Origin of the sequence: Sorangium sp. So ce321, from assembly GCF_051530195.1 — a bacterium.
GTDB lineage: Bacteria > Myxococcota_A > Polyangia > Polyangiales > Polyangiaceae > Sorangium.
Window position 1 is genome coordinate 1,686,465 of the sequence record NZ_CP150329.1, and the last position, 14,606, is coordinate 1,701,070.

The following is a 14,606-nucleotide window of genomic DNA, read 5'->3' on the forward strand; positions in this document are numbered from 1 at the left end:
GGGAGGCGGGGAGACGGGGAGGGAAATCTACGAGATACTCCCTGTCTCCCCGCCTCCCTGTTCAACTTCCCCGCTGAAAATGGGTGCAAAATGAGCCGATCCCTCGGGATCGTGACAGCACGGCTGTCGTGACCGCCGGCGCGAGGAAGCGCCCGGGGCTCACTCGCACAGGGCAGTGTCGACGAGGGCGAGGACGTCGGCGTAGGCGGCGTAGGCCTGCTCGCGGGTCTCCACGCCGGGCACGGCGGAGGGCAGCGCCGTGACGGCGACGGTGACGGCGCGGCCGTCGTCGGTGACACCGCCGGCCGTCTCGTAGCCGAAGATGTCGCCGCCGTGTCCCCAGGCGAGCCCGCCGCAGCTCAGCGGGGTGCTGCTCAGGCCGAGCCCGTACTCGGTGCCGGGCCACATGCTGGAAGCGTCGATGGTGGCGCGCATCTCCTCGAGCTGCGCCGGCTCGAGGAGCTCGCCGCCGAGCAGGGCGGTGAAGAAGCGGTTGAGGTCGCCCGGGGTGGAGATCATGTTGCCGGAGGCCCCGGCCATGGAGGGGTCCAGCTCGGTGACGTCGTACAGCGGCTCGCCGAAGCCGTCCGCGTGATAGCCCCTGGGATGGCACTCCCGGATGCTCTCGTCGCCGACGCCGGGCACGTAGGTGTGGCGCAGCCCGATGCGCTCGATGACGCGCCTCGTGATCTCCTCGGCCAGCGGGCGGCCGGTGACCTTCTCGACGAGCAAGCCGGCGAGGATGTAGTTGGTGTTGCTGTACTCCCACCGTTCGCCGGGGGGGAAACTCACCCCCTGCGCGAGCGCCAGATCGAGCAGCGCGCGGGGGTCGAAATAGGTGTGCCGGACCTTGGCGAGCCCGCCGACGAAGAGCTCGTTCACGAAATCGGGCAGCCCGCTGTTGTGCTGCAGGAGCTGCCGCACCGTGATGTCGTGGCCGTCGATGCCCTCGCCGCGGACCAGGCCCGGCAGGTACGTCTCGATCGGCGCGTCGAGCTCGACCTTGCCCTCGCCGACGAGCTGCAAGACGACCACGGCGGTGAAAGGCTTGCTGTTGCTCCCGATGCGCACCTGCCCGTCGACCGGCACCTTCGCCCGGGTCTCCAGGTCGGCGACGCCGGCGATGTAATGGCGCGTCTGCCCGTCGAGATCGCTGACGGCGGCCAGGACGGCCGGGAACTTGTCGTCGCGCACCAGGTGGTCGACGGCCTGCTGCACGGGGTCGTCAGGATCGGTGTTGGCCTCCTCCGTGGAACCCCCGACGCACTCTCCCGGAGGAGCGCCGCCGCCGCCGCCGGCTTCTTCGCCCCCGCTGCCGCCATCGCCGCCGCCTTCACCCGCGCCGCCGCCGTCGCCCCCGCTGCCGCCATCGCCGTCGCCCCCGCCGCTACCGGCGCCGACGCCACCCCCGCCGCTGCCGGCGTCCGTGCTCGCCGACGGCCCGCCGTCGTCGGAGCAGCCTGCGAGCAGGGCCGAGACGAGGGCGATCAACAAGACGCTTCGCAAGCTCGTCGCCGCGGCGCCGGCGCCCCGCGTTCTCGGAGAAGTGAAAGGACGGTGTAGAGATTTCAAGATCGGCTCCTGCTTGTTGAGCGGCCCTCTCCGATCACCACCGCGAGCCGGCGACTCGCGCCACCAGCCATCGTCACGTCGACAGGAGAGCGCCGCTGGGTTTCAAGGCTCTGTTCCCGGACTCGCGAGGATCGTTCATGCCCCGAGACGAAATTCTCTTCGAAACGCGACCATGGCGCGTCGCTTCGGACCTCCGCGGCTGCCGATCGCGAGGTGGCCACGCCGTGACGAAGAGGGACGAAACGGCGTCCCGCGTGTCGTCAGCAGACACCAGGGGAGCGCGCCTCACCCGGAGCACACGAGTGACCGCTCACCGCCCGGATCCGGGCAGCTCACGGACTTGATGCCGCCGCGGGGGCGATCCCTTCGAACTATTTTGCGGCGGTGCCCGCGGCGCGCGTCTGGCGGCCTGGCGCGGGGTGCTGTCGCGGATCCGTCGCGCGCCGTGACGCGCGAAAATTCCCGTTGAGCTCGAAGTGTCCTGGAGCGTCGGTCTCGTGGAGGAGCTCGCCGTCCACCGGGCTGCTCGAGAGCTCCTCACTTCATCGAGGTCACGGCCACCTCCATCCGCGCGACAGGTGAGCCATCGTCGGCGCGATACGAGCTGGCCACGCAGCGTGACATCCGAGGCGAGCGAGAGGAAGACGCCTGTCACCATGAACAGGCGATCTCGGCCAACAGCGACACGTGTGGGCGACAAGGCGCGCTTGTGCTCACGAGCGCGCCATCGTCATCACGCCAGTCGCGCCGCTCGCCTGTCGCGAAACTTTACACTGGAATCGCAGGAAAAATTACGCAGCGCGTTCATTGCAGCTGGCGTCGATCCGCGCTGTTCATATACTCATTGGATGCGTCATACTTTGATTGGCTTGTTCGCTGTTACCGCTGCTTCCGTCTCGTGCTCGAGCACCGTCGAGCCAGCGTCAGAAGGCGCTTGTCTGGGGGAGGCTTGCGCGGACTCCGCCGAGATGGCCGCCGAGTCGGAGCCGGGGGTTGGCCTGGCAGACGCCAGCGCCGAGGCGCCGGCAGACGCCGGCGAAGCCCCGGCCTTCCGGCATCCCGGCGTCCTCGTGTCGCGTGGTCAGCTCGATTTCGTGAAGGCCAAGATCGCTGCTGGCCAGCAGCCCTGGAAGGGCGATTTCGACAAGGCCAAGGGCACCAGGTACGGGCGGCTCCCGTACACGGCACGACCGGTCGAGATCATGAAGTGCGGCAACGGATCGAATCCGCTCGATCAGGGCTGCACCGCGTCGCGCGACGACGCGGTGGCGGCGTACACGCAGGCCCTGATCTGGTATCACACCGGGAACAGGGCGTACGCGGACAGCGCCATCGCCATCCTGAACGCCTGGTCGTCGACCTTGAAGGAGATCGTCTTCGACCCGGCCAACGTCCGCACCGATCCGGGCCAGAACAATGGTCCCCTGCAGGCTGCCTGGCTGGCGGAGCTGTTCCCGCGCTCGGCCGAGCTGCTCCGTCACGCCGGCGCCGGGTGGCCGGAGAGCCAGGCCGAGCAGCTCGGGCGGATGCTCACCGAGGTCCTCGTCCCCAGGATCCGCGACGGGTGGGGGTATCAGGCGAACTGGAACCTGTCGATGGCGGACGGGATGATCAACATCGGCGTTTACACGGACGACAGGGCGCTGTTCGATCGCGGCGTCGCCATGTGGCGCGAGCGCGTCCCGTACAACGTCTATCTGTCGAGCGACGGCCTGCTGCCGAGGCGCCCGCCGGGCTACAGCACCGACGCCAAGCTGATCGATCTGTGGTACGGCCAGTCGAGCTTCACCGGGCGATCGGGCCACACGCAGGAGACGTGCCGGGATCTCTCGCACACGCAGATGGGGCTCGCGTCGACCGTCTACGCGGCGGAGACGGCGGGCCTCCAGGGCGTGGACCTCTATGGCGAGCAGCAGGAGCGAATCAAGGCGTCCTTCGAGTATGTCGGAAAGTACCTGAACCAGTTCCCGTCGACGACCGAGCTCGAGGTCGAGGTGGAAGACGCGATGTGTGGTGGCCTGATCGAGGTGCACGACGTCCCGGTCTGGGAGCTCGCCTACAACCATTATGCGGGGCGCAAAGGCCAGTCGATGCCCCAGAGCCGCAAGGTGCGCGATCGCATCCGGGCTCAATCCGGCAACAGCAGGGACGTGACCAACGTGCAGATCACCTGGGAGGCGCTGACCCACGGCGACACAGGCAGCGCGGGTTACCCGTAGCGCGCGGCGGAGGCGATCCCGACCTGGCCCACGTGCGCGCCGGTGGGCACCACCTCGGCCCACGGCGTCCCATCGACCACGTGCTGCCGGCGCAGGCGGGCTGGCTTCACCATGCACCTCTCGCGCGCGCCGGCGTCGAGGCGGACCGCAGGGTCGCCCAGGACGAGCTCCGCCTCGAGGCTGGCGAGCGCCGTCGCGGGGCGGAGCAGGGTCCCTTCCGGTTGCATGGCCCCGGACAGCACCTTCTTCGACAGCGGCGGCCGGTCGTAGGGCAGGTGCCGCTCCGCGCCGAGCAGCGTCAGCCTGCCCGCGTACCCTTCGCGCCGCAGCGCCTCCGCGACGGCGAGGCCGCCCGCGGAGGCGCCGACGATGAGCACGCTCGCCGGAGCGTTCATTCGCGCTCTTCCAGCAGGATGGCGGCGGCGGGGCACACGCTGGCCGCCTCGCGGACGGCGGCGTGGAGCTCCTCCGGGGGCGCCTCGTCGAGCAGGACCACGATGCCGTCGTCCCGCTGGTCGAACACCCTGGGCGCGACAAGCACGCACTGGCCGGCCCCGCAGCACTTCACCTCGTCAACACGCACCCGCATCATCGCTCTCCTTCCATGGCCATTGGCCTCGCGTTCCGCTCCGTCGAGCGGAGCGGCCTCGCCGCCGCGCTCTCACCAGGTGACCGGGAACTCGCGGACGCCGTACACGGTGGCGTCGTCCTTGAACGAGAGCTCCTCCACGGGCACGGCGGGCCGCAGCCCGGGGATCCGCCGGAACAGCGTGTCGATGACGATCTGCAGCTCCAGCCGGGCGAGGTTCTGGCCGAGGCACTGGTGCGGGCCGAAGCCGAACGCGAGGTGCTGCCGGGAGCCGCGCTCGAGGTCGAGCTCGTCGGCGCGCTCGAACACCGTCGGATCACGGTTGGCCGTGTTGGCCAGCGCGAGGACGCCCTCGCCGGCCCGGATGAGCACACCGCCGATCTCCACGTCTTCCAGGGCGACCCGACCGAGCGCGGACTCCGCGATCGTGAAGTACCGCAGCAGCTCCTCGACGGCCCCCAGGGTCTTCGAGGGATCCTGCCGGAGGGCGGCCAGCTTCTCCGGATGTTGCAGCAGCACCAGCGTGCTCAGCGAGATCATGTTCGCGGTGGTCTCGTGCCCGGCGATGAGGAGCAGGAACGCCATGCCGATCAGGCCCTCGAAATCGACGCCGCCGCTCTCGCGCTGCTTCTGGATCTGGCGGCCGAGCAGGTCGTCGGTGGGGTTCTCCACCCGGGACGCCACGAGCTGGCCCAGATACACCATGAGCTCGCCGACCGAGCGCTGGACCACATCGGCCGGCGTCCTGTGACTCACGATCTGCGAGGAGCGCGTCTGGAAGAACTCGTGGTCGGCGTAGGGCACGCCGAGCAGCTCGCAGATCACGAGAGAAGGCACAGGCAGGGAGAGCGCCTGCACGAGATCGACAGGACGCGGCCCGGACAGCATGGCGTCGATGTGCTGGTCCACGATCTCCTGGATGCGCGGCCCGAGCGCGTTCATCCGCTGGACCGTGAACTCCCCGAGCACGGCCCGGCGCGCAAGCCCGTGCTCGGGCGGATCCAGCTCGATCAGCAGCGGCTTGAGAGCGGTCGAGGGCGGGCGCTCGTCGGCCAGCGTGGGGAAGTTCGCGTCGCGCCGGTTGGAGCTGAACCGGGGGTCGGACAGGATCGTCCGGATATGCGCGTGGCTGGTAACGGCCCACACCGTCCTGCCGTTGGGCAACCTCACCTTGGCGATGGGCGCCTCCTCGCGGAGCCGGCGATGCTCCGCAGGCGGCGCGTACGGACAGGTGCGGGTCATGGGAAGCGTCGGAACGGGATCGGCTGACATGGTTCCACCTTGTTTCGGGGTATTTGCGGAAGGTGTCCTTCCCGCGAGCCTCTTCCAGGCTAGCCGATCGGCTAGCACGCGCAAGCCGATCGGCTAGCACGCGCAAGCCGATCGGCTAGCAACGCGCAAGCCGATCGGCTAGCCTGGTGCGTCTGTCCCGCCAGCCGGCCGGAGCGCGTGCAGGACGGCGAGGGGCGGATACTGTCTCGCGTCCCGCGAGGAGGGCGTATGACTGCCGGCACCGCCGCCAACGACACCAGATCGCGACTGCTCGACACCGCGCTGAAGCTGTTCAGCGTGCACGGGGTGGAGGGTACGTCGCTGCAGATGATCGCCGACGAGCTCGGCGTCACCAAGGCCGCCGTGTACTACCACTTCAAGACCAAGGACGAGATCGCGGAGGCGGTCGCGGCGCCCGCGGTGCAGGAGCTCGACCAGGTCATCGAAGCGGCGCGCGCGAGGCGGACCCGGGGCGCGCAGATCGATCACGCGCTGGCCGGGTTCGTCGAGGTCATCGTCCGCCATCGCCTGCTGCTCGGCCTGTACAACAGCGACCCCGGGATCCAGCGGGTCGTCAACAGGACGTTCCAGGCGCCGCGAGGCGAGGACATCAAGACCAGGATGAGGCTGGTCCTCGCCGGCAAGGACCCGAGCCTCGCCGACACGATCACGGTGCACGTCGTGTTCACGGGGATCGCGATGGTCGGCGGCGCGCCCGAGTACACGGGCATCGACGACGACACCCTGCGCCAGCACCTCCTCGACACGGCCAGGCGTCTGCTGGGCCGCCCCCGCGGAAAGGGCCCAGGCAAGCGCCTGGCCGAGCCCGCCCCTCGGCGATCGCCCGGGGTGTGAGGGCGAGCCCTCCGCTCCCGTCGAGCGTGATCGGCTATCCTGCGCCGGGTCGCCGCGCGGTCACGGCGCCCGAGGGCCGGCATGATCCTCTTCTCCCCGACACGGCACGTCGCGCTGCCGCCCGAGGCCTGGGACCCCGGGCGGGTGCGAACCTGGCTGGAGCGATGGGCCGCGGACGCGCTGGCGGCCCGGGATCGGCAGGGTTGGCCGATGCACCCGCGCGACGCCGAAGACTCCGGCGAAGCGGACCCGCCCGGGCTGCTCCAGTGCCTGTACCTCGGCGCGTGCGGCGTCTGGCTCGCCCTCGCCCGCGTCGCGGCGGCGGGCTTCTGCGAGCTGCCGGCGAGCCTGCCAGACATCTTCGCGCAGGTGCTGGAGGATCACTCGCGCTCACCCGGGACCGGCGAGCGCGTACCTTCATGGTTCCTCGGCGACAGCGCGCTGCTGACGGTCTGCTGTCTGGCCCGACCGGACGCGCAAAGGGCCGATCGCCTGGCCGAGATGATCCGCGCAAACCGCGCGAACCCGACGCGCGAGGCGCTGTGGGGCGCGCCCGGGACGATGCTCGGGGCGCTGTTCCTGCACGAGGCGACCGGGGACGAGCGCTGGGCGGAGCTGATCCGCGACAGCGCAGCGGCGCTGTGGGAGAGCTGGGCTCACGACGAGGCCCGCGACGTGTGGCTGTGGGAACAGGACATGTACGGGCGCCGGGTCCACCATGTCGGCGCCGGCCATGGCTGGGCGGGCAATCTCTACCCGCTCTGGCGCGCCAGGGCCCTGCTGAGCCAGGAGCAGCAGGCCGAGCTGCGCGCGCGGACGCTGCAGGGGCTCGACCGCCTGGCGGTGATCGACGGGGACCTGGCCAACTGGCCCGCGCAGACGGAGCCGCCGCCGAAGCCGCTGGTGCAGTGGTGCCACGGCGCGCCGGGGATGATCACGTCGCTGCGCCACGCGGAGCTGCCCGAGGCGCTGCCGCTGCTGCTCCAGGGCGCGCGGTTGATCGTGGCCGCCGGGCCGCTCGTGAAGGGGGCGGGCCTGTGCCACGGCACCGGCGGCAACGGGGCCGCCCTGCTCGAGGTGTACCGGCGCACGCAGGACGCGTTCTGGCTCGAGCGCGCCCGTGAGCTCGCGATGTGGGCCCTCGCGCAGTCCGAGGCCGAGCTCGATCGAACTGGACAATGGCGCTACAGCCTGTGGACCGGGGACGCCGGGCTGGCCTGCTTCCTGCTCGACTGCCTCGATGGGCGCAGCCACGGCATGCCGGGGCTCGACAGCTTGTGGTGAAGGGCGCCGGCCGTGGGGCCGGATCAGCGCGGGGCGCGGGCGCGTGACGGCACCACCGCGGCTCAGCGCGGCGGCCCGTCCGCGCGCGCCGGGTCGACGGGGGGCGTCGGGTCGGCCGGGAGCAGGAAGTCGCGCACGACGCCCATGTGCTGCATCGAGGTGGCGCCGCTGTCCGTCGCGAGGGCGGGGCTGAGCTCGTCGATCGGCGAATAGACGCGCGTGTCCGCCACGAGGCCGCTCGCGAAGGTGCTCCCGCCGATCACGACCGCTGTCTCGAGCGGGTCCAGATCGTCGTCGACGAGCACCCAGTCATACGGCTTGCCCCTGCTGGCATTGGTACCCGTGTTTCCGCTCCTGTCGGCGGGGTAGGGGCCCGACGTGACGACGACCTGCGACAGGGTCGAGATGCAGGGCTCGCTCCGGTTGTCGGTGTTGAAGTCGCCGCCGATGACGAGGTAATCGCCCTCGGGGAAGGTGTCCTGGATGATCGCGACGAGCTGCTGCGCCTCGGTGCGGCGCACGCCCGAGCCGGAGGTCAGGAGATGGACGCTGACGGCCCAGAGGTCGATCGGACCGGGGATGTCGATGCGCGCCCAGGCGAAGTCCCTGTTGCTCACCGAGCTGTCGTCCCACTCGCCGGACTCGAGGATGGGATACCGGCTCACGATCCCGTTCGGGATCTGCGCGCCATCCTCGCGGTAGTAGCTGAACGTGCCGCCGAACGTCTCGTCCACGAAGGCGCGGATCTCGGCAGCGCCGTTGTCGCCGTAGTTGAACTCCTGGATCAGGACGATATCCGGCTCGAGGCCCTGCATGATGCGCTGGCCGTGGCCGGGGTCGTAGCTCTGACGCGTACCGCTCGTGAGGTTCGCGGCCATGAGCCGGACGCGCACCGTCGAGGGCGTCTCGCCGTCGCCACCGCCAGCGCCGCCAGCGCCGCCAGCGCCACCGGCGCCGCCCTCGCCACCGGCGCTGCTGGTGCTGCCACCGGCGCCGCCAGAGCCGCTCTCGCCACCGGCGCCACCGGCGCCACCGGCGCCGCCGGCGCTGCTGGTGCTGCCACCGGCGCCGCCAGAGCCGCCCTCACCACCGATGCCACCGGCGCTGCTGGTGCTGCCACCGGCGCCGCCAGCGCCGCCCTCGCCACCGATGCCACCGGCGCCGCTGGTGCTGCCACCGGCGCCGCCAGAGCCGCCCTCGCCACCGGCGCCGCCCTCGCCACCAGAGCCGCCCTCGCCACCGGCGCCACTGCCGCCCACCGCGACGCCTCCCTGCCCGCCGCCGCCCTGGGCGCCGGACGATGTCGAGGACGCGTGATCCTCCACGCCCCCCGGGGGCGGATCGGTCGCGCACGCAGCGCCCGCGAGCGTGGACAGGAGGAGCCATGACAGCCGCAGGAGCGGGCGCCTCAGGGGCATGGAGGACGACTCACGCATCTCGTTGCACCGGACCTTTCCTGCGTTCCCTGCCATCAAAGCATGAACGAGGGCGCGCCAGGAGGCATGAACGCCAGCCGCGCCTCGATCGCCGGGACCCGCGGCCCTCCTGTGCGGAGCGGGCGCACATCGCACCGCGCCCCGCCTCCCGACGTCGGAGCGCACCGTGGCCACCGTCGAAGAAGCGAGACGAAGGATGGAAGGCGACCGACGCTGGCCGGGAGCGCCGCGGCGCCGGCGGCGTGCTTCTCGCCCTGCGAGCGCGCCCAGGTGCCCTATCGTGGCGGCCCTCGCGCGAGGGGACCAGGGGGAGCGTCATGAAGAGACCGTGGACCAGGACGATGGGGGTGATCGGCGTGCTCTGGCTCGCCTTGCTGGTGCTCCTCGTCCGATCCTGGTGCGTCCGCCCCGCCACGGAGCCGGCAGCCAGCGCCGCGTCGCCGCCGTCGAGCGCCGCGCCGGCCGGGGCAAAGGCGCGCCGGCGCGCGCAGGATCCGCGCTCTCGCCAGCCCGGGAGCATCGCCGGGCGGGTCGCCGAGCCGGCGGGCGCGCCTGTCGCCGGCGCCATGGTGTGCGCCCTCCTGGCGCCGGGGCCGCTGTCGTTCGCGGAGACGCGCGAGCCTGTGTGCGCGCAGGCCGCGGGGGACGGGCGGTACACGCTCGCCGGCCTGCCGCCAGCGCGCTGGACGCTCTCCGCCTCGGCGCCGGGTCACCGGCCGGCGTACTACGCCGCCCCCGACGGCGCCCGCGCGCCCTTCGTCGCGCTCGGCGCCGGCGAGGCGCGCACCGGCGTCGATCTGGTCCTCCCGGCCGGCGGGGTGGAGGTGAGGGGGCACGTCGAGGACATCGGCGGCGGCGCCGTCTCCGGAGCGCTCGTCGCGATCAACTCGTTCGCGTCAGGCCCGGGCGCGGTGGTGACCAGGGCCGACGCGCAGGGCGCCTACGCCGCGTGGATCGACGAGGGGCCCTACGGAGCGCGCGCCGAGGCCGACGGGTACGCCGAGGGAACAGCGCAGAGCGTGGCGCCGGGGCCCCCGCTCAAGCTCCTGCTGACGCCGGCGTCCGCGCTCGTCGGGCGGGTCGTCGAGGCAGGGACCGGGACGCCTGTCGAAGGGGCGAAGGTCACCCTCGATGACGGCGGGGGATGGGGGAACATCGGGCCCGGCGTCCCCGTCGCGCGCAGCGACGCAGAGGGCCGCTTCCGCCTCGATCGGCTCCCGCCGGGGCGCTACAAGCTGGCCGCCCGCGCGCTCGGCAAGGTCGGCCAGGCGCGCGAGAGCGTGCTCCTCGGGGTGGGCCAGACCTCGAGCGAGGTGGTGATCGAGGTCCACCCCGCGCGCGTCGTGGCAGGCCGCGTGGAGATCGCGCCGGACGGCGCGCCGTGCACGGTCGGGCAAGTCAGCCTGCTGGGCCAGGCGAAGGACGGGGTCGAGGTCGCCGCCATCGAGGCCGACGGCTCGGTGCTCTTCGAAGGTCTGCTCCGCGGCTCCTACGAGGTGCTCGTGAGCTGCGCGCAGCACCTGTCCGAGCCGACCTACCCGGCCCTGGAGGTGGGGGACTCGGACGTCGAGGACCTCGTGTGGACCGTGCGCGCCGGGCTGACGATCCGCGGCCGGGTCGTCGACAGCGACAAGAACCCGGTCCGCGCCCAGGTCCACGCGTACGCGCCCGCGATGATGGGAGCCCGAGGGGCCTCCGGAGCGATCGACTCGACCGAGGCCGACGGGACCTTCGCGCTGACGGGGCTCTCGCCCGCGAAGTACGTGGTCATGGCGCGCCCGGTCAGCCAGGCCGAGCCCGAGCCCGTCGAGGTCGAGCTCCGCGACGATCACGCCCCCGAGGTGACGATCGTCGTCGACCGCGGGGGCGCGATCGAGGGGACCGTCACCGACGAGGACGGCAAGCTCGTCGCGGGCGTCGACATCTCGATCGTGGGGACGCAGCCCGGCGCGGCGGTGGGAATGATGATGAGACCACCTCCGATCCGGATGGCGACTTCCCTCGACGACGGGAGCTTCGCGCAGGCGGGGCTCCCGCCGGGCGATTACCGCGTCTCCGTCAGCGAGGGGCCCCCGGTTCCGGTACCAGGCCCGCCCGGCGCGGGGCCTCCGGAGGTCGGCGCGCGCGTGGAAGCGGGGAAGAGCGCGCGCGTCACCCTGGTCGTGGCGCGCCGGAACGGCGAGATCCACGGGCGCGTCGTCGACGAGATCGGCGAGCCGGTCACGGACGCCTTCGTCCACGCGGAGCGAGAGACAGAGGGGCCCGCCCCGCCGGGGGTGAGCAAAGCGGGCAGGGCGCGGTGGGGCGCCCTCTCGCGATCCGCGGTGCTCACCGATCCCGAGGGGAAGTTCGCCGTCGGGAGCCTGCGCCAGGGCACGTACACGGTCCACGCCTACCGCAACGGCGGGGGCGAGGCCTTCGTCGAGCACGTGAGCCCCGGCGACAGCGTCACGGTCACCCTGAAGCCGGCCGGCGCGATCTCGGGCACCCTCACCGTCGCGTCCGGGAAGGTGCCCGAGCAGTTCACCGTCCACGCGGCTGACCAGGCGTCGATGCTCTTCCGCTCCGAGTCCTTCGCCTTCACCGGAGGCGCGTTCACGATCGGCGATCTCCCGGAGGGAAAATACGAGGTCTCCACCGCGACGCCGGAGGGGACGGCGACCGTGGAGATCTCGCTCGCGCCCGGGGAGCAGCGGACTGGCGTGGTGCTCGCGCTCGTCCCGCTCGCCTCGGTGAAAGGGCAGGTGGTGTCGCTCGACGACGGCGCGCCGGTCGCCGGCGTGCGCATCGACGTGATCCCCCGCAAGGGAATGGCCGCCCCGCGCCACGGCTTCCGGAACGACGAGCTCTCGGACGCGTCGGGGCGCTTCGAGGTGAAGCAGACCCCCTCGGGGCCCGTCGTGCTCCTCTGCATGCCGTCCGATCCGATGAGCTCGCCCTACCATGCCGCGGTGCTCCCGGTGGAGGCGCAGCCGGGCGCGGTGACCGACGTGGGGCGCGTCGTCCTGCCGAGGCGCCGCATCAAGCCGGGGGACGAGCCTGGCGATCTCGGGTTCGCGATCAAGGAGGTCGGGGGGCCGGACGTCGATCTGACCGCGCAGACCTTCGAGGTGATCGAGGTGCGCCCGCGCGGGCCGGCCGCGCTCGCGGGGCTCCAGGTGGGCGACGTGGTCGTGTCCGTCGAAGGCCACGATGTCCGGGGGAAGATGGGGTATCTCTACCGCCCGCTCACCACCGTGCCGGCGGGGACCCAGGTGACGCTCGGGCTCTCGCGCGGAGGGAGCGTGTCCATCACGGCCGGTAAACTGCAGATGCCCGGGATCGCGCCGCCGGTCGGCGACCCCGCGCGGTGAGGGTCGCGCCCGAGCGGCGCCGCTGCGCCTGGAGCGCGGCGCGCCCGGCGGTGCCCGCGCCCGAGCGGCGACCTGGGCGCCGGCCCGGCGCTGGATCGCGGAGCTGCGCCGGGACGACGCAGGCTCCGCGACTCCGATGCTGGATCAGTGCGATCCCGTGTACTTGAACTCGAGGATCGCTCCGGGGTTCTCCAGGGCCGTCGTGGCCCCTCCGGTCGGTCCGCTCGTGTTCCCTGCGGTGTCCGTGATCACGTAGAGCGTGCGGCGGTCCGGGCTCCACGCGAGATCGCGGTAGCGGTTGGTGCTCTTGAAGAGCTCGACGGGCTCGCCGACCACTTTCTTCCCGTTCGCGCTCAGCTTCACCTTGTAGATGGCGCCCTTCTTGAGGGCGGTCATCAGGAGAGAGTTCCCCCACCCGGGGATGCCGTGTCGCCCGGCGGGGTAGTAGTGGAGCGAGGAGGGCGCGATCGTCGGCCAGCAGATGTACTGGAGGAAGCCGCACGCCGGATCGAAGAAGTCGTAGTCGTTCGGGACGGTGTAGAAGGTGAGGAGCGGCTCCTTGAAGTCCGGGTGGCTGAAGGCGCTCTCCTGCTGCCGCGGGACGGAGGGCGGCGGCACGTAGTCATCCCAGACGAGCGCCTCGCAGGGCGTCGGGCTCGAGGCCGACCAGTTGTCGTACGTGTAGGCCTGGTCGTCCTGATAGCCGGCCACGTGGGGCCAGCCGTAGTTCTTGCCGGGCTTGATGAGGTTCAGCTCATCGTCGCTCTTCGGCCCATGCTCGTTCGCATACAGCTTGCCGTCCTTGCCGAACGTGAGGCCCTGCGGGTTGCGGTGGCCGTACGAGTAGACATGGCTGCGGACGCCGTCGATCCGCGGGTTATCGTGCGGGATCGAGCCGTCGAGGTTCAACCGCAGGACCTTGCCGACGTACGTCGACCAGTCCTGCGCCGCGACCTCGGCCGCCGTGGGCAGCTCCTGCGCGCGGATCGGGAGGCACTTCCTGGCGAACTGGTTGTTCCCCTGATCCCCGATGGTGTAATAGAGCTTGCGATCGGGGCCGAACAGGAGCCGCGCGGAGTTGTGATCGTCGCTCCCCGGCAGGCCCGTGATGATATCGAGAGGGCTCCCCAGGGTCTCGGTCGCCGGATCGTACGTGTAGCGGCGGATCTTCGTCCTGCGGTCCACCGCTGGACCTGGATCGACGTCGTAGGTGAAGGAGACGTACACGTAGTCTTTCCCCTTCCCCCTGAGCAGATCCGGGTGAAGGGCGAGGGCCAGGAGCCCGTCCTGTCCACCCGACTGGAACACTTCCTCGATGGTGATCGCGGTCGTCCGCGCGCCGTCCGCCGGGTTCACGCGCACGACGCGCTTTCCGGTGCGCTCGGTCAACCACAGGAAATCGTCAGGCCCCCAGAGGAGCCGCATGGGATACGCGAGGTCTCGTGTGATCTCGCGCGAAGCGAAGGCAGCCTCGCCGGCGACGTCCTCCTCGCAGTCGTCGTCGGGCTCACCGACGATGGACTGGTCGTCAGCGCCGAGCGGACCGTCCAGAGGCTCCGCCGGGCCGCATCCGATGAAGCTCCACGAAGCCGTGGTGAGCAAACCAACCTGAGCCAGGAAAACAGCTGGGCCGCGTGAGATGAATAGCGACATACAACTACCTCACTGTTTCGTTCAAGAAATGGTGCTTACCTGCTTCCGCCGCTCCGGGGCGCGGCGGACGTGATGAGAAAGCTTCCAGGTGAAATCGGGGATCGCACGATTTCGCGTAAGCGGTGCCCCGATTAGTTTAAGGTCTTCACGATATCAAGCGCCGAGGCTCTTGGGGTTGTCAAGATCAATCTGTGCAGCAGGGGAATGACACGCCGCGCGCATGATGCTGCGGTTGCGTCACGCGTCACGGCGTCATGGCATCACGCGCCCTGTCGAGAGACGCCTGCAGAATCGATGGCTCGTGGCAGCCCTGTGGGAGCTTTCAGCACGAGCGCCACCGCACCGCCCGAGGGAGATCCCGATCAGGCAGCCG

General features: G+C 71.1%; 9 protein-coding genes and 1 pseudogene. 4 read left to right on the forward strand and 6 right to left on the reverse strand.

Features of this window, described 5'->3' with window-relative positions:
• Nucleotides 1–159: 159 nt before the first annotated feature.
• On the reverse strand, nt 160–1,494 hold the full coding sequence (locus WME89_RS06680; protein ID WP_438008400.1) for a serine hydrolase domain-containing protein: 1,335 nt from the start codon (nt 1,492–1,494) through the stop codon (nt 160–162).
• Nucleotides 1,495–2,540: 1,046 nt separating this feature from the next.
• Here WME89_RS06680 and WME89_RS06685 point away from each other — a divergent pair.
• Nucleotides 2,541–3,791 carry an alginate lyase family protein gene (locus tag WME89_RS06685; RefSeq protein ID WP_438008401.1) on the forward strand — a complete coding sequence of 417 codons (1,251 nt, stop codon included), beginning with the start codon at nt 2,541–2,543 and terminating at the stop codon, nt 3,789–3,791.
• A 122-nt stretch (nt 3,792–3,913) separates the two neighbouring features.
• Here the strand turns inward: WME89_RS06685 and WME89_RS06690 are convergent.
• From WME89_RS06690 to WME89_RS06700, 3 genes and pseudogenes are all read right to left on the reverse strand, one after another.
• Nucleotides 3,914–4,186, reverse strand: a pseudogene (locus tag WME89_RS06690) (FAD-dependent oxidoreductase); the annotation flags it as partial.
• Nucleotides 4,183–4,380, reverse strand: a complete 198-nt coding sequence (locus WME89_RS06695; RefSeq protein ID WP_437624259.1) for a ferredoxin — start codon at nt 4,378–4,380, stop codon at nt 4,183–4,185. The pseudogene WME89_RS06690 and the gene WME89_RS06695, both read right to left, overlap by 4 nt.
• 72 nt (nt 4,381–4,452) lie before the next feature.
• Nucleotides 4,453–5,652, reverse strand: a complete 1,200-nt coding sequence (locus WME89_RS06700; protein WP_438008402.1) for a cytochrome P450 — start codon at nt 5,650–5,652, stop codon at nt 4,453–4,455.
• Nucleotides 5,653–5,880: 228 nt separating this feature from the next.
• Here WME89_RS06700 and WME89_RS06705 point away from each other — a divergent pair, with 228 nt between their 5' ends.
• Complete coding sequence (locus tag WME89_RS06705) at nt 5,881–6,507, forward strand: TetR/AcrR family transcriptional regulator (protein WP_438008403.1); 627 nt, start codon at nt 5,881–5,883, stop codon at nt 6,505–6,507.
• A gap of 81 nt (nt 6,508–6,588) precedes the next feature.
• Nucleotides 6,589–7,791 (forward strand): lanthionine synthetase C family protein, encoded by a 1,203-nt coding sequence (locus WME89_RS06710; RefSeq protein ID WP_438008404.1) that lies wholly within the window; start codon nt 6,589–6,591, stop codon nt 7,789–7,791.
• A gap of 62 nt (nt 7,792–7,853) precedes the next feature.
• On the opposite strand, the gene WME89_RS06715 is transcribed toward WME89_RS06710, so the two are convergent.
• On the reverse strand, nt 7,854–9,209 hold the full coding sequence (locus WME89_RS06715) for an endonuclease/exonuclease/phosphatase family protein (protein WP_438008405.1): 1,356 nt from the start codon (nt 9,207–9,209) through the stop codon (nt 7,854–7,856).
• A 335-nt stretch (nt 9,210–9,544) separates the two neighbouring features.
• On the opposite strand from WME89_RS06715, the gene WME89_RS06720 reads away from it, so the two are divergent.
• On the forward strand, nt 9,545–12,580 hold the full coding sequence (locus WME89_RS06720; RefSeq protein ID WP_438008406.1) for a carboxypeptidase regulatory-like domain-containing protein: 3,036 nt from the start codon (nt 9,545–9,547) through the stop codon (nt 12,578–12,580).
• A 144-nt stretch (nt 12,581–12,724) separates the two neighbouring features.
• On the opposite strand, the gene WME89_RS06725 is transcribed toward WME89_RS06720, so the two are convergent.
• Nucleotides 12,725–14,182 carry a glucose/sorbosone family PQQ-dependent dehydrogenase gene (locus WME89_RS06725; RefSeq protein WP_438008407.1) on the reverse strand — a complete coding sequence of 486 codons (1,458 nt, stop codon included), beginning with the start codon at nt 14,180–14,182 and terminating at the stop codon, nt 12,725–12,727.
• Between the last annotated feature and the right edge of the window lie 424 nt (nt 14,183–14,606).